At 70.8% G+C, this 19,661-nt stretch carries 13 protein-coding genes (1 of these 13 cut by a window edge); 12 read left to right on the top strand and 1 reads right to left on the bottom strand.

The window, feature by feature from the left end; all coding sequences use genetic code 11:
• From M2157_RS46810 to M2157_RS46860, 11 genes are all read left to right on the top strand, one after another.
• Window positions 1–6,207: the 3' portion of a non-ribosomal peptide synthase/polyketide synthase gene (locus M2157_RS46810; protein WP_280868522.1), read on the top strand. Its footprint begins 26,391 nt before the window's first position; 6,207 of the gene's 32,598 nt are visible here — the last part of the coding sequence; the start codon falls outside the window, past its left edge; the stop codon is at window positions 6,205–6,207.
• Between the two features lie 145 nt (window positions 6,208–6,352).
• Window positions 6,353–7,306: an ATP-binding cassette domain-containing protein gene (locus tag M2157_RS46815; protein WP_280868523.1), complete on the top strand. Its 954-nt coding sequence runs from the start codon at window positions 6,353–6,355 to the stop codon at window positions 7,304–7,306.
• Complete coding sequence (locus M2157_RS46820; RefSeq protein WP_280859400.1) at window positions 7,303–8,856, top strand: ABC transporter permease subunit; 1,554 nt, start codon at window positions 7,303–7,305, stop codon at window positions 8,854–8,856. The genes M2157_RS46815 and M2157_RS46820 overlap by 4 nt, the downstream gene beginning before the upstream one ends.
• Entirely contained in the window at window positions 8,853–9,629 is a 777-nt protein-coding gene (locus tag M2157_RS46825; protein ID WP_280859399.1) for an ABC transporter permease subunit, read from the top strand. Before M2157_RS46820 ends, M2157_RS46825 begins: the two co-directional genes overlap by 4 nt.
• A 209-nt stretch (window positions 9,630–9,838) precedes the next feature.
• Window positions 9,839–10,162 carry a hypothetical protein gene (locus tag M2157_RS46830; protein ID WP_280859398.1) on the top strand — a complete coding sequence of 108 codons (324 nt, stop codon included), beginning with the start codon at window positions 9,839–9,841 and terminating at the stop codon, window positions 10,160–10,162.
• A gap of 17 nt (window positions 10,163–10,179) precedes the next feature.
• A complete protein-coding gene (locus M2157_RS46835; protein ID WP_280859397.1) occupies window positions 10,180–10,518 on the top strand; it encodes a hypothetical protein in 339 nt (112 codons plus the stop codon).
• Window positions 10,519–10,530: 12 nt separating this feature from the next.
• A complete protein-coding gene (locus M2157_RS46840) occupies window positions 10,531–11,544 on the top strand; it encodes a pyridoxal-phosphate dependent enzyme (protein WP_280868524.1) in 1,014 nt (337 codons plus the stop codon).
• Window positions 11,545–11,566: 22 nt separating this feature from the next.
• On the top strand, window positions 11,567–12,508 hold the full coding sequence (locus M2157_RS46845) for an ornithine carbamoyltransferase (protein ID WP_280859395.1): 942 nt from the start codon (window positions 11,567–11,569) through the stop codon (window positions 12,506–12,508).
• Between the two features lie 145 nt (window positions 12,509–12,653).
• Window positions 12,654–14,237, top strand: a complete 1,584-nt coding sequence (locus tag M2157_RS46850; protein WP_280868525.1) for an MBL fold metallo-hydrolase — start codon at window positions 12,654–12,656, stop codon at window positions 14,235–14,237.
• Between the two features lie 43 nt (window positions 14,238–14,280).
• A complete protein-coding gene (gene hppD, locus M2157_RS46855) occupies window positions 14,281–15,306 on the top strand; it encodes a 4-hydroxyphenylpyruvate dioxygenase (RefSeq protein WP_280859393.1) in 1,026 nt (341 codons plus the stop codon).
• Window positions 15,303–17,717 (top strand): aminotransferase class I/II-fold pyridoxal phosphate-dependent enzyme, encoded by a 2,415-nt coding sequence (locus tag M2157_RS46860; RefSeq protein ID WP_280868526.1) that lies wholly within the window; start codon window positions 15,303–15,305, stop codon window positions 17,715–17,717. The genes hppD and M2157_RS46860 overlap by 4 nt, the downstream gene beginning before the upstream one ends.
• Before the next feature lie 20 nt (window positions 17,718–17,737).
• On the opposite strand, the gene M2157_RS46865 is transcribed toward M2157_RS46860, so the two are convergent.
• Window positions 17,738–18,295: a GNAT family N-acetyltransferase gene (locus tag M2157_RS46865; RefSeq protein WP_280868527.1), complete on the bottom strand. Its 558-nt coding sequence runs from the start codon at window positions 18,293–18,295 to the stop codon at window positions 17,738–17,740.
• A gap of 214 nt (window positions 18,296–18,509) precedes the next feature.
• On the opposite strand from M2157_RS46865, the gene dpgA reads away from it, so the two are divergent.
• A complete protein-coding gene (gene dpgA, locus M2157_RS46870; protein ID WP_280868528.1) occupies window positions 18,510–19,661 on the top strand; it encodes a 3,5-dihydroxyphenylacetyl-CoA synthase DpgA in 1,152 nt (383 codons plus the stop codon).

A 19,661-nucleotide genomic window follows, 5' to 3' on the forward strand; every position in this document is an offset into this window, starting at 1 on the left:
CGTACCCGGCTGGTCGCCGACGCCGACGGCGTACCGCATCAGATCATCGACCCGCCCGCCCCCCTCCCCCTCCCCGTCGTCGACCTGTCCGGATCGACGCATCCGGTGGGCGACGCGGACGGAGTGATCGCTGGACTGGGGCTGGCTCCGTTCGACCTTGCGACCGGCCCCCTCGTGCGGGCCGCCCTGCTCAGGGTCGCCGGTGATGACCACATGCTCGCCCTGGCGTTCCACCACGTCGTCTTCGACGAGTGGTCCGACCGTGCTTTCCAACGGGAACTGCTCGCGCTCTACGAGGCGTTCCGCGCGGGCCTGCCGGATCCGCTCGCGCCCTTGGCGATCCAGTACGCCGACTTCGCGGTGTGGCAGCGGCAGTGGCTGAGCGGTGAGGTCGTCGACGCCCAGCTCGGTTACTGGCGGGAGCGGCTGACCGGTGTTCCGGTCCTTGAGCTGCCCGCCGATAGGCCGCGTCCGCCGGTGCGTTCGACCGAGGGTGCGGTGCGCCGGTTCGCCGTCCCGGCACGGACGGCCGACGCCCTGCGCGCCTTGTCGCGTGAGCACGGCACGACGATGTTCATGACGCTGCTGGCGGCCTTCGATGTGCTGATGAGCCGTTACGGCGGCTCGGACGACATCGCGGTCGGCACCCCGGTGGCGAGCCGGAACCGGGCCGAGACTGAGGAACTCATCGGGTTCTTCGTGAACACGCTCGTGCTGCGGACGGACCTCTCCGGTGACCCGACCTTCACCGAACTGCTGGCACGGGTGCGGGAGACGGCCCTGGGCGCGTACGCCCATCAGGACCTGCCGTTCGAGCAGGTGGTGGACGAGCTGGTCGCCGAGCGAGACCGCTCCCGCACCCCCCTCTTCCAGGTCCTGTTCAGCTACGACTCCGAGGAACGCGGGGGCGGCTCCGCCTCCGGGGAACGCGGCGGCGAGCCAGGCCCCGATGCCCTCCCGGCGAGCCTTCCCGTCAAGTTCGACCTGATGGTGAGCCTGGGCGAGGACGACGGTGCCCTGAACGGGGAGATCCAGTTCAGCACCGCGCTCTTCGACGCCGCGACGATCGAGCGGATGACCGGGCACCTGACCGCACTCCTGGAGGCCGTCGCCGCCGATCCCGGCCGCCCCGTCGGCGCACTGCCGTTGCTGACCGAGCCGGAGAGCGACCACCTCCTGCAGACCTGGACCGACACCACCGCCGCCCTGCCGGCGGTGAACGGCATCCACGAGCTGATCGCCGAGCGGGCGACCGCCCGGCCGGACTCGGTGGCCGTGGTCTCGGGCGATCAGACGCTGACGTACGGGGAGTTGCTCGCGCGGGCGAACCGTCTCGCGCACCTCCTGCGCGAAGCGGGTGTGGGCACGGAGTCCGTGGTGGGACTGTGCCTGGAGCGCGGACCGGACATGGTGGCCGCCGTGCTGGCGGTGTGGCAGGCCGGTGCCGCCTACCTGCCGTTGGACCCCTCGTACCCGGCGGACCGGCTGGCGTACATGCTCGCCGACAGTGGCACGTCGGTGCTGGTCGGACACCGGGGGGTGGCCGTGGGTCTGGTCGGCGCCGACGGGCCGCGGACCGTCGTATGGCTGGACGACCCGGCCACGCGCACCGCCCTCGCGGCCCTGCCGGACACTGCGCCGCGGGTGCCCGTCCTGCCGTTGCAGCTCGCCTACGTCATCTACACCTCTGGTTCGACGGGCCGTCCCAAAGGCGTCCAGATCACCCATCGGGGTGTGCTGAACCGTGTGTCGTGGATGCAGGACCGCCATCGGCTGGCCGACTCCGAGCGCGTGCTGCAGAAGACGCCGTTGACCTTCGACGCCTCGGTGTGGGAACTGCTCTGGCCGCTGTCCACCGGAGCGGAGCTCGTCCTCGTGGAGCCGGGTCGGCACGGTGACCTGGACCACGTCGTGGAGCTGCTGGAGTCCCGGCGGATCACGGTGGTGCAGTTCGTGCCCTCGTTGTTCAAGCTGTTCGTGGCCCACCCGTGGCCGTCCGCCCTGGCGTCGCTGCGCGCGGTGTTCTGCGGGGGTGAGGCGTTGCCGGTGGACGACGTGGCGCGCTTCTACGCCCGCAATGCCACTGCCGTCGTGGCCAACCTCTACGGCCCCACCGAGAACACCATCGACGCCGCCAGTACCGAGTGCCCGCGTCCGCACGGCACGTCGGACTGGTCACCGGGCGGGCTGGTCCCCATCGGGCGGCCGCTCACCAATGTGCGGCTGATGGTGCTGGACGAGCGGTTGCAGCCGGTACCGGTGGGTGTCGCGGGCGAGCTGTACATCGCGGGCGAGTCGTTGGCCCGGGCGTACGGGGACCGGCCGGCGCTGACCGCGGAGCGGTTCGTGGCCGACCCGTACGCGGGGGACGGCTCCCGCGCCTATCGGTCCGGCGACCGGGTGCGGTGGCGTGCCGACGGGCGGCTGGAGTTCCTGGGCCGCATGGACCAGCAGGTGAAGGCGCGCGGCTTCCGGGTCGAGCCCGGCGAGATCGAGTCGGTCCTCACCGCACATCCCGGCGTGGGGTCGGCCGTGGTGACGACCTGGGGCGAGGCCGCGGACCGTGCCCTGGTGGCCTACCTGGTCCCGGCCGGGCCCGCCGACGGCATCCCTGCCGTTGCCGAGCTGCGGGAGCATCTGCGGCGCAGGGTCCCGGAGTTCATGGTCCCGACCGTCTTCACCGAGCTGGCCGTGCTGCCGCTGACCCCGAACGGGAAGCTGGACCGGGCCGCCCTCCCGGCCCCCGAGGCGTCCCGGCCGGACGCGGTCGCCTTCGTGGCTCCGTCCGGCACCGTCGAGGAGTTGCTGGCGGGGATCTGGGGCCGGGTCCTGGGCGTGGACCGGGTCGGCGCGCGGGACGACTTCTTCGAGCTGGGCGGGCATTCACTCCTGGCCACGCAGGTCGTCTCCCGGATCCGGGACGTCCTGGGCGCCGAGGTGCCGCTGGCCGCGCTCTTCGACCGGCCGACCGTCCGCTCTCTGGCCGCGCTGGTGGAGGGCTCGGCGCGGACCACGGTGCGGCCGGTGTCCCCGGTCGGCCGGGACCGGCCGCTGCCGCTGTCCTTCGCGCAGCAACGGCTGTGGTTCCTGGACCAGTTGGAGCCCGGCTCGACCGAGTACAACCTGCCGATGCGGGTGCGGATGGGCCGGGACCTCGACATCGCGGCGCTGCGGTCCGCGCTCGGGGCGCTCGTCGCACGGCACGAGGTCCTGCGGACCCGGCTGGTGACCGGCGAGGACGGGGTGGCGTACCAGGTGATCGACCCGCCGAGGGAGTTCCCGCTGCCGTTGGTCGACGTCTGCACCGAGAGTGACCCGCTCGGGGCCGCCGGGCGCCTGGTCGCGGCGGACGAGGCGACGCCGTTCGATCTGGCGAACGGGCCGCTGATCCGCGCGACCCTTCTCCGGGTCGCCGCCGACGACCACGTGCTGGCGCTGTCGCTGCACCACGTGGTCTCCGATGAGTGGTCGACGAGGATCTTCCAAAGTGAACTCACGCATCTCTACGACGCCTTCCGTGCGGGCCGGGCGCCCGACCTGCCTCCGTTGACCGTGCAGTACGCCGACTTCGCGGTGTGGCAGCGGCAGTGGCTGACCGGCGACGTCCTCGACGCGCAACTCGCCCACTGGCGCGGTCGGCTGCGCGGGGCGCCGGTGCTGGAGCTGCCCACGGACCGGCCCCGTCCGGCGGTGTGGTCCCCGGCCGGCGCCCGGGCCCGCTTCACCGTCCCGGAGCAGACGGTGGCCGCGCTGCGGACACTGTCCCGCGAGCACGGCGCGACGATGTTCATGACGCTCTTGGCCGCCTTCGACGTCCTGCTGGGCCGGTACGCAGGCACGGACGACGTGGTGGTCGGCACGCCGGTCGCCAACCGCAACCGGGCCGAGACCGAGGACCTGATCGGGTTCTTCGTCAACACGCTGGTGCTGCGCGCCGACCTGTCGGGTGATCCTGCCTTCACCGAGCTGCTGGCCCGCGTCCGCGCGACGGCCCTCGATGCCTACGCCCACCAGGACCTGCCGTTCGAGCAGTTGGTCGACGACCTGGCCGTCGAGCGTGACCGGTCGCGCAGCCCGCTGTTCCAGGTGCTGTTCAACTACTTCTCGCAGGGCGAGGGCGGCGAGGTGGTGGACGACGCCGAGGCGTTCCTCGGTGACAGTGGTGACGCGCTGACCACCCGCTTCGACCTGCGGCTGGTGCTGGTGGAGGACGGTGGCACGCTGGCCGGGGAATTCGAGTACAGCACCGCCCTGTTCGACGCGGGCACGGTCGAGCGGATGGCCCGGCACCTCGTCACCCTGCTCGCGGGTGTGGCCGTGGACGCCGGCCGGTCCGTGGGCGAACTGCCGTTGCTGACCGAGGACGAGGGCGAACCACTGGTGCGGGACGGGAACGCCGCCTTCGCGTCGCCGCCCGCGGGCGGTGTGCACGAGCTGATCGTCGGGGCGGGGGCGGCGACGCCCGACGCGGTCGCGCTCGTCTCGGGTGGACGGGCGCTGACGTACGCGGGACTGCTGGAGCGGGCCGGGCGGCTGGCGCACTACCTTCGGGACAGCGGGGTGGGCCCGGAGTCGGTGGTCGCGGTGTGTCTGCCCCGGGGGTCCGAGATGGTGGTGACGCTGCTGGCGGTGTGGCTGGCCGGTGGCGTGTACCTGCCGCTGGACCCGGAGTACCCGGCCGAACGGCTCGGGTTCGTCCTGGCCGACAGCGGAGCCTCGGTGCTGGTGGGCACCGAGGACCTGGTCGACGACCTGCCGGTGGGGCGGCTGCGGACGGTCGTCCTGGACGACCCGGCCGTGGTGGCGGCCCTCGCCGGGCGGCCCGGACGTGCACCCGAAGGGGCTGTGCACGGCGACCAGCTGGCGTACGTCATCTACACGTCGGGTTCGACCGGGCGTCCGAAGGGCGTGCAGCTCACCCACGGCGGTGCCGTGAGCCTGGTGGCGGCACAGCGGGACGTACTGGGCCCGGACGCCGGTACGCGCGTGCTGCAGTTCGCGCCGTTCGGGTTCGACGCCTCTGTCTGGGAGGTGCTGATGGCCCTGGCAGGCGGTGGCACGCTGATCATGGCCGGTGCGGTGGAACGGGCCGAGCCGGACCGGCTGGCCGCGCTGGTCGTCGGCGGCGGGGTGGAGGTGGCGACCGTGCCGCCGTCGGTACTGGACGTGCTGCGGCCGCGGGAGTGGGCCACGGTGGGCACACTGTTCACGGCCGGGGAACGGCTGGAGGGGCATCTCGCGCGGCGCTGGGCCGCAGGGCGGCGGCTGTTCAACGCCTACGGGCCCACCGAGACCACGGTGTGTGCCACGGTCGGCGCGTGCGACACGGCCGACCCGCAGGCACCGTCCATCGGCGGTGCGATTCTCCGCACCCGGGTGTACGTCCTGGACGCTTCGCTGCGGCCGGTGCCCCCCGGGGTGGCCGGCGAACTGTTCATCGCGGGCGCGCAGGTGGCCCGCGGGTACCTCGGGCGGCCGGCGCTGACGGGCGAGCGTTTCCTGCCCGACCCCTACACGGGCGACGGGCGGCGCATGTACCGGTCCGGGGACCGGGTGCGCCGGCTGGCGGACGGGCGGCTCGAGTTCCTGGGCCGCGTCGACGATCAGGTCAAGGTGCGCGGTTTCCGGATCGAACCGGGGGAGATCGAAGCCGTCCTCACCGCCCACCCGGCGATCCGCACGGCCGTGGTCACCGCCCACGGGGACGACGCCGAACGGAGGCTGATCGCCTACTCGGTCCCCGCCGACCGGGGCGAGGGCCTGCCTCCCACCGCCGAGCTGCGGGCCTTCGCGGGCGACCGGCTCCCGGCGTTCATGGTCCCCGCGGTCTTCGTCGAGCTCGCCGAACTGCCCCTGACCACCAACGGCAAGGTCGACCGGGCCGCCCTGCCCGACCCGGCCGGTGAGGCACGTATGGGCACGGCGCAGGCGTACGTGGCACCCCGCACCGGGGCCGAGGACGTGATCGCCGGTATCTGGGCGGAGCTGCTGGGGGTCGAACGGGTCGGCGTGCAGGACAACTTCTTCGACCTGGGCGGGCACTCCCTGCTGGCCACCCAGCTGGTGTCCCGCATCCGGGAGGCGTTCGACGTCGACCTGACCCTCGCCGAGGTCTTCGAGGAGCCCACGATCGAGGCGCTCGCCGCTGTGGTCGCCGCGGACGGCGGGACCGAGGACGGGGCAGAGTACGAGGAGTTCGAACTGTAGGCGTCCTCCTCAGGGAGGACACTCCGGACACCGCCCGTCCCTCACGTGGGGGACGGGCGGTGTCGTCCCTCCCTCACACGGGCGCCGTGAAAGCTGGCTCTGTGCCGTGACGACCGCCGACCCCGTTCTCTCTAGGGTTTTCACCATGGAGAAGACGATCGATGAGTCGGAAGCGACGATCGAGGTCAGTGACGTACGCAAGCGCTTCGGGAGCACCCAGGCGCTCGACGGGATGACGTTCACCGTCAGGCCCGGTCAGGTCACCGGCTTCGTCGGTCCGAACGGCGCCGGGAAGTCCACCACGATGCGGGTGATCCTCGGCCTCGACAGGCCGGACACGGGAACCGCCCTGGTCGGCGGACGCCCCTACCGGGACCTGCGCACACCGCTGAAGCACATCGGGGCGCTGCTGGACGCCGCCGCTGTGCAGCCCAGCCGCTCCGCCCGCCACCACCTGCTGTGGCTGGCCCACTCGCAGGGGCTCAACGCCGCCCGGGTCGACGCGGTGCTTCGCCAGGCCGGTCTGCAGGACGTCGCCCAGCGCAAGGCCGGTGGGTTCTCCCTCGGCATGCGGCAGCGGCTCGGCATTGCCGCGGCCCTCCTCGGCGACCCGCCGGTCGTCATGCTGGACGAGCCGTTCAACGGGCTCGACCCCGAGGGCTTCATGTGGATGCGGGGCTTCCTCGCCGCCCTCGCGGCTCAGGGCCGGGCGGTGCTCGTCTCCAGCCACCTGATGAGCGAACTCCAGGACACCGCGGACCACGTGGTGGTCGTCGGCCGGGGCAAGGTCCTCGCCGACATGAGCGTGCGTCAGCTGCTGGAGTCCATGTCCGAGGGGCGGGTCACGCTGCGCACGTCCGCCCGCGACGACGCCATGACGGTGCTGGCACGCGCCGGCGCCACCGTCAGCTCCACCGGCACGGACACCCTCAGCGTCACCGGCATGGCGGCCGAGAACGTCGTCTCCCTGCTCGGCGCCCACGGGGTGCCGTTCTCGGAGGTCTCCTCGCACCGCGCGTCACTGGAGGAGGCCTACATGGAACTCACCCGGGATGCCGTGCAGTACCACGGGATGATGCCCGAGGAGGCCGGTCGATGACCTCCACCCTCACCCCGCCCCGCGCGGCCGCCCGCTCGGACCGCGGCGGCTTCGTACGGCTGCTGCACGCGGAATGGACCAAGTTCCGCACCGTGCGCGGCTGGGTGGCGAGCAGCGCCGGCGCCGTCCTGGTCATCTGCCTGGTCGGGTTGCTGGCCACCGCCGCAGGCAACCAGTCGGGCCCGGACGGCAGTTCCGCGCTGCCGGTCGGTCCTGGCGGCCAGGCGGTCAACGACAGCTTCTACTTCGTGCACCAGCCGCTCCAGGGCGACGGCACCGTCACGGTGTCCGTGTCCTCGCTGACCGGCGTGGTCGCCACCGACCCGAAGAGCAGCCGGGCCGGTCTCGCCCCCTGGGCCAAGGCCGGGATCATCGTCAAGGACGGCCTGGACCAGGGCTCGGCGTACGCGGCGATGATGCTGACGGGCGCGCACGGCGTGCGCATGCAGTACGACTACACGCACGACATCGCGGGGACGGCCGGCCAGGCCACCCGGGAGCAGCCGGTCTGGCTGCGCCTGCAGCGCTCCGGCGACACCGTCACCGGCTATCAGTCGACGGACGGCGCCAAGTGGACCGAGGTCGGCAGCGCTCGGCTGTCCGGACTGTCGGCGACCGCACAGGTCGGGCTGTTCGTGACTTCTCCGTCGGTGGAGGAGAAGACCGGCACCGGCACCGGCTTCGCCCCCGCCGTGGCCACCGGAGCCTTCGACCGGGTGGACCTCGGCGGGCAGTGGAGCGCGGGCAACTGGCAGCAGCGCCAGGTCGGTGACGGCGCCGGCACCTCCGGGAGCTACAGCCAGACGACCAAGGGCCAGGCCGTCGCGTCGGGCAGCGGCTTCACCGTCACCGGCGCCGGAGACATCGCGCCGGTCGTGGGCGGGCCCGCCACCAGCGGCGTGCGGACCATCGAGAACTTCCTCGTCGGGGCCTTCGCCGGGCTGATCATCATGGTTGTCGTCGGCGCGGGCTACATCACCGTCGAGTACCGGCGGGGCCTGATCGGCGTCACCCTGGCGGCCAGCCCGCGCCGCGGCCGCGTCCTGGTGGCCAAGGCACTCGTGGTGGGCAGCGTCGGGTTCGTCGTGGGGCTGGTCTCCGCGGCCGTCATGGTGCCCTTCGGTGGACAGCGGTCGGAGTCGAACGGCTTCCCGGTGCTGACCGTGCCGAGCGGCACCGAGCTGCGGGTCGTCGTCGGCACGGGCCTGCTGCTCGCCGTCGCGAGTGTTCTCGCTCTCGCCGTCGGCACCATCCTGCGGCGCAGCGCCGTCGCCATCACCGTGGTCGTCGTCGGGATGGTGCTGCCCTACCTCCTCGCCACCGCCTCGATCCTGCCGGACGGCGCCTCCGAATGGCTGCTGCGGGTCACCCCCGCCGCCGGCTTCGCCATCCAGCAGAGCGTCGCGCGCTACGAGCAGGTCGTCACCGTCTACGCGCCCGGCTCCGGCTACTTCCCGCTGGCGCCCTGGTCCGGCTTCGCCGTGCTGTGCGCCTACGCGGCCGTGGCGTTCGCCGCCGCCGTGGTCCTGCTGCGCCGGAGGGACGTATGAGAAGGGCCGGACACGCCGAGTGGACCAAGCTGCGCACCGACGCCGGCAACGGCTGGCTGGTGCTGGGTGTGGTCGCCCTGACCGTGGCGGTCGGCGCCGCGGTGGCCATGACCTCCCGCTGCGATGCTGTGGGCTGCGGTGAGGACCCGGCCCGGCTGAGCCTGACCGGGGTGATGGTCGGGCAGGTCGTCGTCGCCATCGTGGCGGTGCTCATGGTGGGCAACGAGTACAGCAGCGGCATGATGAAGACGACCCTGGCGGCCATGCCACGCCGCCTCACCGTGCTGGGCGCCAAGGCCTCCGTCCTCACCGCGGTGATGCTGGCGGCGGGCACGGTCGCCGTCCTGGCGTCCCTGCTGACCGGGCGCATCGTCCAGCCGGACCGCGGGTTCACCGAGGCACATGGTTACAGCGCCCTGTCGCTGGCCGACGGGCCCACCCTGCGGGCCGCCGTGGGCTCGGTGCTCTACCTCGCCCTGATCGGTCTCCTCAGCCTGGGCATCGCGATGGTCGTACGGAACTCCGCGACCGCCATCGGCATCGTCCTGGCGCTGCTGTTCGTCTTCCCGATTCTCGCCCAGGTGGTCGCCGACCCGGACTGGCAGCGCCACCTGCAGCAGATCTCCCCGATGACCGCGGGCCTCGCCGTCCAGAGCACCATCGACCTGGGCAAGCTGCCCATCGGCCCCTGGAAGGGCCTGGGCGTGCTGGCCCTGTGGGCCGCCGGCGCCCTGGCCGCGGGCGCCTGGCTGCTGCGCGCCCGGGACGCGTGACGGGCAACCGGCCAAGGACGCCGAACCCCGAGCACCGCACCACCGGTTCGCGTGTTCAACCGACGCACAGGATGCGGTTGAACACGCGAACCGGCCGTCCCGCACCGGGATTTGTGGATGAGCAGGCACCGTTGCCGTACGCTGAGAGCGCCTAATCACGCGACAACACGTTTCGCGGCATTCCGACGAACCTCATTTCCGGTTCCCCGATGCTGCGCGTGCCCGTGTTCGCCGTCGGCTCGCTTTCGGAGGTTCCGGTGAGGAAGTACTGCAAGTCCTACCTGCTGGGTGAATTGCGTCGCTTTCCGGGCTGGGCGGCCGGAGCACAGCCGGAAGAGCGCGAGATGACTGACGACACCACGGTGTTCCTCTGCGACGAATTGACCGTTCTGATCAGCCCGGTCGGCGTCGACAAGGACAAGAGGCTGTTCACCGAGGACACTCCTGAGTGGCGCGAATTCTGCGAGACCACGCTGAAGTTCCGCATTCCGGAGGACCTCGCCTTCGCCTACGCCGAGTCCGAGCAGAACTGAGCCCACGAGAGGCTGCCATGGATGAGCTGACGCAACGCCTGAGCGACGCACAGCCGGTGGAGGTGGGCGGCCCCAAGCCCACCCTGGAGGAGCTGCACACCCGGCTCACCGACATCGGCACCGTGTTTGTGAAGTTCACCGACACCCGAGGTGGCACCGACCTCGGCATCCGCCTGGACCAGGAGGCGACCGACCTGGGCGCGGCCGACTTCGAGCAGGGCGCCGGCACCGTCCACGTCGAGGGCACCCTGATCCTCAACGACGACCCGGTGCGCTGCATCGCCGACATCGACCTGGCCACGCTCAAGGGAACCGGTCGCCTCGTCGTCGTGGAAATGTCCGAGGCCGTCGGCTGACAGGTTTGCGACATGAGGGCGGTGAGCTCTCCGCACCCGGCACTTCCCCCGGTCGGGACCACTCCGGTCGTGGATGTCGCCGTGACCGTGCACGGAGTCGAGCGCAGGCTCCGACTGAAACTCGAATCGCACAATCCCCAGGGCTCGTTGAAGGACCGCATCGCCGTCTTTCTCATCGAGGACGTGGCCGACCGCATCGACAAGGACATCGGCATCATCGAATCGACGTCGGGGAACCTCGGTGTCGCGATGGCAGCCGAATGCCAGGAGCGTGGAATTCCCTTCAACGCCGTCGTCGATCCCCGCACCAGTTCCTTCTTCGTGGACCGCATTCGTGAACTGGGCGCGCGGGTCACGGTCGTCGACGAACCGGATTCCTCAGGTGGTTATCTTCTCAATCGCATCCGGCACGTCCGGGAACAACTGCGCACCCGTCCCGGACTCGTGTGGACCAACCAGTACCGCAGCGAAGCCAACCCCCGCGCCCACTTCGCCACCACGGCGCCCGAACTCAGACAGCAGGTTCCCGGCCCCGCGACTCTCTTGGTGCCCGTCTCCACGGGTGGCACCCTCGCCGGGCTTGCCCGGTACGTCGCCGAGACCGACGTCCCCTGGACGCTCGTCGGGGTCGACGTGCACGGCTCCGCCGCCCTCGGTGGGGCACCGCCCGGCCGGCGCCTGCTGTCCGGGATCGGGGCCAGCTGCCCGTCGTACTTCCTGCCCGCGGACAGGGCGCAGGCCCAGTACGTCGATGTCGGCGACGCGATCGCGGCCTGCCTGTGGCTGTCCGAGCACGCCGGGATCGGCGTCGGCGGCAGTTCCGGAGCCACCGTCGCCGCCGCACTGCGGCTGTTCGGCGAGGACCCCGACACGCACGAGCTGGTCTGTCTGTGCCCCGACGGCGCGGACCGGTACCTGAGCACTGTCTACCACCCCGGCTGGCGGGCGGCCCACGGCATCACAGCGGCCCGGATCGGCGGCGTCACAGCCCCCGGCGGGGCGGACCCTGCCGAAGCGTGGGGGTGAGGCCCCTCAAGAACGGAGAATCATGGGCGCAAGGGAACGCGGACTGCTGACGCTGTCCGACCTGACCGGGCAGGACCTGGAACGCCTCGCGTCCCGGTCCCGGGAGCTGTTCCACGACGAGTCGGCGCACGACCGTCCGCTGCGCGACAAGGTTGTCGGGGTGCTGTTCACCAAGACGTCGACGCGCACCAGAACCGCATTCAGCGCCGGCACCGTCAAACTAGGAGGATTTCCGCTGCTGTACGGTCCCGGAGACCTCCAGACTGCCACCGGGGAAACGCTTCAGGACACCGGGCGCGTCTTCGGATCCATGCTCGACGGACTCGTCGCACGCACGGCCGGACCCCTGAGGGAATTGCGGGAGATATCCCGCGCCGGCGACCTTCCTGTCATCAACGCGATGGCCACGGAGGAGCATCCGACACAGGGAATCTGCGACCTGGCCACCATGCTCATGGAATTCGGAGCACTGGACGGCCTGACGGTGCTGTACGTGGGGGAGGGAAACAACACGGCGTCGGCACTCGCGCACGGGCTCTCCCGCCTGCCGCACTGCGACGTCACGTTTGCCACACCACCCGGCTACGGACTCGACCAGCAGATCCTCGACGACGCCGCCAAGCAGGCGGCCGCAGTCGGCGGAAGCGTCCGACAGGTCCATGACCTCGACGAACTCCCGCACCAGGTACACGTCGTCTACACCACCCGCTGGCAGACCACCGGCACTGTCAAGCCGGACCCCGACTGGCGCCGCGTCTTCCAGCCGTTCCACGTCGACGAGCGTCTCATGGACCGCTGGCCCGACGCGAAATTCATGCACGACCTGCCGGCACACCGCGGCGAGGAGGTCTCGGCAGCCGTCCTCGAAGGGCCCCGCTCGATCGCCTGGAAACAGGCCCGCATGAAACTCACCAGCGCCATGGCCGTCCTCGAGGAAGTCATCGCCGGGACGGCCCGCTCCTAGCCCCCTTTCCACCGGGCCCGAGTGCCGCAATTGAACAGAGCCAATCACGGTTGTCTTTCCGGGGAGTCTGCTGATTCTCTGCAGTGGTCGTTCCACCTCACGTATTCCTCGATGTCGTTCGGTTTCTCCTGGAGGCGGCAAGCACATGGCTGAAGAGCAGCTGTATCTGCGGTCCAAGGTCATCGTCGAGCCGCTCGTGGACAGGTTCTACGTCTGGCCGCACACCCTGGCTCCCATACAGGCCGCGATGAACCTGGCCTTCCTCCAGGTTCCGCTGCTGGAGTCATACCTGCAGTCCCCGAAGGTCCACGTCGCGGCCAGCCACAACCCCGAACTACGCGGCGGATACTTCATCAACATCCCCGAGGAGCGCGCCGGCGAGGTGCGCGACCTGCTCGCCACCATCAAGCGCGAGCGGGCGGAGATGCTCCGCTTCGCGGAGGCGATCGCCGAGGGGCAGGAACTGCTGCGGGCGAACGCCACCGGCTTCGATCTCACGCCGCTCTACCCCAAGCTGCCCCAGGAACTGGGCGGCCTGGTGGAACTGGCCTACGACACCGACAACCAGGCACAGATGCGGTTCCTGGAGCCGCTGGCCTACCGCAGCAGCATCTATCAGGAGTCGCGCCAGTCGGTGCAGTTGTCCTTCGAGACAGGCATCGAGCGCCCGTTCATCCTCAGCACCCCGCGGCTGCCGTCCCCGGACGTCCTGGAGCTGCCGATTCCGTTCCGGCACGCCGGCCTGGAGGAGTTGTTCAGGACCCGCGTGCACCCCACCACCCTGGGGCACCTGCGGGAGGCGCTGGAGCTGGACGAGGAGCAGACGAAGCAGCTGTCCGGGATGCTCAGCGAGCAGCCCGCCCTCTCCGCGGACCGCCACATCGACAGCGGTGGCCGGATCCGCTACTTCGGACACGCCTGTCTGGTCCTGCAGACCCCCGAAGCGGCGATCGTCACCGACCCGTTCATCAGCGCCGACAACACCGCCGGCGACCGCTACACCCTCGACGACCTGCCCGACTTCATCGACCTGGTGCTGATCACCCACGGCCACCAGGACCACATCGTCCTGGAGACGCTGCTCCAGCTGCGCGGCCGGGTCGGCGCGGTCGTCCTGCCGCGCTCCTCGCGCGGCAACCTGGCCGACCCGTCGATGGCGCTGATGCTGAAGTACCAGGGCTTCCCGGTCATCGAGGTCGACGACTTCGACGAGGTCGCCTTCCCGGGCGGCAAGGTCACGGCCACCCCCTTCCTCGGCGAGCACTGCGACCTCGACATCCGCGGCAAGTCCACATACTGGGCCGAGTTCGCCGGCAAGAAGGTCTTCGTCGGCGCGGACTCCTCGGGCATCGACCCGCTGCTGTACCGGTACGTGAAGGCGCACCTCGGCACCGCCGACATCGCCTTCCTCGGTATGGAGTGCGACGGCGCCCCGCTGACCTGGCTCTACCAGGCGCTGCTGACCAAGCCCGTGACCAAGAAGATGAGCAACTCCCGCAAGCTGTCGGGCTCCAACGCCGCGCAGGCCGCCGACATCATGGTCGAACTCGGGGCCAAGGAGGCGTACGTCTACGCCATGGGCGAGGAGTCCTGGCTGGGCCACGTCATGGCGACGACTTACAACGAGGACACGTACCAGATCAAGCAGATCGACGAGTTCATGACCTGGTGCAAGGACCGCGGCATCAAGGCAGGACACCTCTACGGCCAGCAGGAATGGCGCTGGTAGCCGATCGACAGCCCGGATCCCCAGTCCCTCAGGAGGTACGTCCATGACGGCGCACGACATCGCGCACGTCGAGCTGTACACCAAAGACGCACTGTCCTGCGTCGACTACTTCGTCGATGGCATGGACTTCACGCGCGTCGCGGATTGCGTGCAGGCCGACCGCAGCTCCATCCTGCTGCGCCAGGGTGAGACCGACCTCGTCGTCACATCGGGCCGGGGAACGTGGAAGTTCCTCGACCAGCACGGGGACGGCATCGCCGACATCGCCCTGGCCTGCGACGACGTGGACGCCACCTTCGCCGGGGCCGTCGCCGCCGGGTCGGAACCGCTCGGCCCGGCCTACGGCAGCCCGGTGGTGCGGGGCTTCGGCGATGTCACGCACACCCTGGTGGCCCATGATCCGGACGCCGCGGCGCGCGGCTGGCCCGCCGGGCGCCGCTGGGTCCCCGCGCCGCCGGCCCCGGCAGGACCCGCTGGACGGATCCGCCGGCTCGACCATGTCGCGGTGTGCGTCGAGGGCGGCAGTCTCACCGAGTACGCCGACTACTACGGTGCCGCGTTCGGTATGGAGCGCTACTCCTCGGAGTACGTCGCCGTCGGCGGGCAGGCGATGGACTCCGTGGTCGTCCGTAGCGGCACCGGACACGTCACGTTCACCCTCGTCGCGCCGGACCCCGGCAAGGACCCCGGACAGCTCGACGCCTTCCTGGAACGCAACAGCGGTCCCGGTGTCCAGCACCTGGCCTTCCTGGTCGGCGAGATCATCCCTGCGGTCGGCGAGTTCCGCGACCGCGGTGTGGAGTTCCTCAGCACCCCCGGCACGTACTACGACCTGTTGGGCGAGCGGTTCGCGGACATGCGGGAGGAGATCGCCGAGCTGCGCGCCGGGCAGATCCTGGCCGACCGCGACGAATGGGGTTACCTGCTGCAGCTGTTCAGCCGTTCTCCCTACGAACGCAACACGCTGTTCTATGAGTTGATCCAGCGTCAGGGTTCACGCGGGTTCGGCAGCGCAAACATCCGCGCGCTGTACGAGGCCGTGGAACGTGACCGGCTGGCCGCCGGGTGAACGCCGAGAGCGCCCCGGGCACCGTCCGGGGCCCGCACACGCTGGCCGAGTACGCCGAGCTGGCCCGAGCCGCGCTGAACCCCGAGACGTGGGACTTCATCGAGGGCGGTGCCGGACAGGAACGGACCCTGGCGGCCAACGGCGAGGCGTTCGACCGTGTACGGCTCCGGCCCCGCGTCCTGACCGGCGTGGGCCGGCCGGACCTCGGCGTGCGGATCCTGGGCCGCAACTGGGCGGCGCCGTTCGCCGTCGCGCCCATCGCCCATCACACGCTGGTCCACGAAGCGGGGGAGGCGGCCACGGCCCGGGCGACCGGACGGGCCGGCGTTCCCCTGGTCGTGAGCACCTTCGCCGGGCGCACCTTCGAGGAGATCGCCGAGGCCTCCTGCGCACCGCTGTGGCTCCAGGTGTACTGCTTCCGGGACCGTGCGGTGACCCGGGCGCTCGTGGAACGCGCCGAACGGGCGGGCTTCGAGGCGCTGGTGCTCACGGTGGACGCGCCCCGCCTCGGGCGGCGACTGCGCGACCTGCGCAACCGCTTCCGGCTCCCGCCCGGCGTCGGGCCCGCCAACCTCCCCGGCGAGAACGTCTCGTCCCCGGCCGACCACGCGCTGGCCGCCTTCGACGACAGCCTCGACTGGTCGGTCGTCGACTGGCTGCGCTCCGTCAGCTCCCTGCCCGTGCTGATCAAGGGCATCCTGACCGCCGACGACGCACGCCGGGCCCTGGCGGCGGGCGTCGACGGAATCGTCGTGTCGAACCACGGCGGCCGCCAACTGGACGGAGCGACCGCCACCCTGGAGGTCCTCCCCGAGATCGCCGCGGAGGTCGACCACGCCTGCCCGGTCCTCCTCGACGGCGGCGTCCGGCGGGGCCGGGACGTTCTGGCCGCGCTCGCGCTGGGTGCCGACGCGGTCCTGCTGGGGCGGCCCGTCCTGCACGGACTTGCGGTCCACGGGGAGTCGGGCGTGGGCCGCGTGCTGGACATCGTGGCCGAGGAGCTCACCGAGGCAATGACGCTCACCGGGACGGCCTCGGCCGCACAGGCGGGCCCTCACCTGGTGGGTGCCGCCGACCGGACCGAACCGCCGGTCCCGGTCACCCCGCGCCGCGCGGCGGGCGCCGGCCTGCTCAAGGCGGAACTGCACGGCAGCCTCCAGGACCCGGTGCTGGACACCATGAACTTCCTCAACGAGATCACGCACCGCTACCCCGACGCGATCTCCTTCGCGCCGGGCCGCCCCTACGACGGCTTCTTCCGCACCGAGGACATCTTCGGGTACCTGCGCCGCTACCTCGACCACCTGGAGGAGGGCGGCGCCTCACCCGAGCAGGTGCGGTCCGCGCTCTTCCAGTACGGCCCGACGAGCGGCCAGATCCGTGAGCTGATCGCCGACTCGCTGCGCAAGGACGAGGACATCACCGTGGGGCCGGAGTCCGTCGTGGTCACCGTCGGCTGCCAGGAGGCGATGTTCCTCGCGGTCCGCGCCCTCATCTCGGGCCCCCAGGACGCGCTGCTGGTCTCCAGCCCGTGCTACGTGGGCATCACCGGGGCCGCCAGGCTGCTGGACGTCGAGGTGACCGCGGTCGAGGAGGACGACGACGGGTTCGACCCGGCCCGCCTGCAAGCCGCTCTGCGTGCCGAACGGGCCCGCGGACGGCGTCCCCGTGCCTTCTACGTCATCCCCGACCACTCCAACCCTTCCGGCCGCACCATGCCGCTGAGCGCCCGCCACGAACTCCTCGAACTCGCGCGGCGCGAGGACCTGCTGATCCTGGAGGACACCCCGTACCGCATGGTCAGCCCGGGCCGGCAGTTGCCGACCCTCAAGGCCCTGGACCGGGACCGCAGGGTCGTGCACCTGGGCTCCTACTCCAAGACCCTGTTCCCCGGGGCGCGGGTCGGCTTCGCCGTGGCGGACCAGAGCGTCGTGGACGACGCGGGGCGCACCGGACTGCTCGCCGACGAACTCACCAAGATCAAGAGCATGGTGACCGTGAACACCTCCCCGGTGAGCCAGGCCGTCGCGGCGGGGATGCTGCTGTCCGCCGACGGACGCACCTCCGAACTCAACGCCCGGGCCGCCGCGTATTACGGAGACGCGATGCGCGTCACGCTCCAGGAGCTGGAGCGCAGTTTTCCACCGGGCGAGCGCGCCCGGCTCGGTGTGCGCTGGAACGAGCCGTCCGGCGGGTTCTTCCTCGCGGTCCAGGTGCCGTTCCGTGCGGACAATGCGGCGCTGACCCGCTCGGCGGAGGAATTCGGTGTCATCTGGACACCCATGTCGTACTTCTATCCGCAGGGCGGAGGGGATGACGAGATCCGGCTTTCCGTGAGCTATCTGACGCACCAGGAAATAGCCGACGGAATGGAGCGGCTGGCCCGCTTCGTGAAGACGCAGACGGCGTGACACGATTTCGCCGCACGTATTTACGCTTCGCTTTCCCACTGTCCGCCGAGCGCGTTCCAGCGTTCAGCGGACAGTGCGAACATCAGCATGTCGACGCGTTCCCGCGTGACCCGGGCGAACACGGCGCGCTGCCCCGAGCACACGAATCCGAGTCGCTCCAGCAGGCGCGCGGAACGCTCGTTGCGTACGTCGCACTCGGCCGCCGCCGTGTGCAACCCCCCGGCGAACAGGGCGCGCAGCACACCTGCGACCGCCTCGGTGGCGTACCCCTGTCCCTGCCGGTCACGGGCCAGGCTGAAGCCCAACTCCGCCTCCTGGCCCGACCGCCGGCGGTTCACGGCGACATCGCCCGCCACGCGGCCGTCGGCCTTCACCTCGATCGCGTACGGGAACCAGCCCGGCGCGTTCGGATCGCTCCGGGAGTAGGCGCGGAGCAGACGGTGCGCCGACTCCAGGGACAGCGGGAATTCCCAGTCCTGAAAACGGGCGACCTCCGGGTCGGATCGATAGGCGATGAAATCTTCTACATCGCTGTGAGTGAAACGCCGGAGCCGAAGGCGCGGGGTGTCCATCTGCATCCGGCAAGGATCCCATGGCGGCCTCCGATGCAAAAGTCCACACGGCGCGCTGCCAGTTGATGCCTTTACCCTCCCCGCGTCATAGTGGGCCGTTGCCACTGTTGCCCGATCGGTTTTCCGATGGGCTCTCCGGCCGACTCCGGGAAGGAAGAAAAGTGTTAGTACCGAAGTTTCTCGTGCGCAGCAAGACCCGTATGTGGGGGTGGACCTTCCGATGACCCGAGCCGCCAGTCTTCCGGGTGCAGCGCCCCTGGCACCGCCCGCCCTTGCGGGGAAGAACACGACCGGCACCGCCAGGATCGCGGGCGTCGGCACCGCGACCAGCGAACAGTCGTACTCGCAGGCCGAACTCCTCGACCTCTTCGCCATCACCGACCCCAAGGTCCGCTCCGTCTTCCTCAACAGCGCGATCGAGCGCCGCTTCCTGGCCGTGCCGCCCCGGGGCGCAGACGGCACACCGCAGGCCGAGGCGCAGGGCGAACTGCTCGCCAAGCACAAGCGGCTTGCCCTCGACATGGGCGCCAGGGCCGTCCGGGCGTGCCTGGCCGACTCCGGCCTGGACCTGGCGGACATCGACTACCTGTGCTGCGTCACCACGACCGGCTTTCTCACCCCGGGCCTGAGCGCCCACCTGATGCGCGCCATGGGTATCCGCTCCGGCACCAGCCGCGTCGACGTCGTCGGCATGGGCTGCAACGCCGGGCTCAACGCCCTGAACGCCACGGCCGGCTGGGCCGTGGCCAACCCCGGCAAGGTCGCCGTGATGGTGTGCACCGAAGCCTGCTCGGCCGCGTACGTCATCGACTCCACACTGCGCACCGCCGTCGTCAACAGCCTCTTCGGCGACGGGGCGGCCGCCATCGCCCTGGTCGCCGACCCGCCGGACGCCGCGTACGGCCCGCCGGTCGTGACGCCCGACCCCGGCAGCCCGCGCATCCTGGGATTCGCCAGCCACCTCATCAGCGAGGCGATCGACGCGATGCGCTACGACTGGGACGACGGGCAGGGCAAGTTCAGCTTCTACCTCGACCCGAATGTCCCCTACGTCGTCGGAGCCAACGCCGAACAGGTCGTCGACCGCCTGCTCGGGGCCGCCGGACTGCGCCGCAGCGACGTCCGCCACTGGCTGGTGCACTCGGGCGGCAAGAAGGTCATCGACGCCGTACGGATCAACCTGGGCCTGACCCGCCACGACGTACGGCACACCACCGGCGTGCTGCGGGACTACGGCAACCTGTCGAGCAGCTCCTTCCTGTTCTCCTACGAGCGGCTGCTGACGGAGCGTGCGGCCCGGCCCGGCGACCACGGTGTCCTCATGACCATGGGGCCCGGTTCGACCATCGAGACTGCCCTGGTGCAGTGGTGA

Source organism: Streptomyces sp. SAI-127 (assembly GCF_029894425.1).
Lineage (GTDB): Bacteria > Actinomycetota > Actinomycetes > Streptomycetales > Streptomycetaceae > Streptomyces.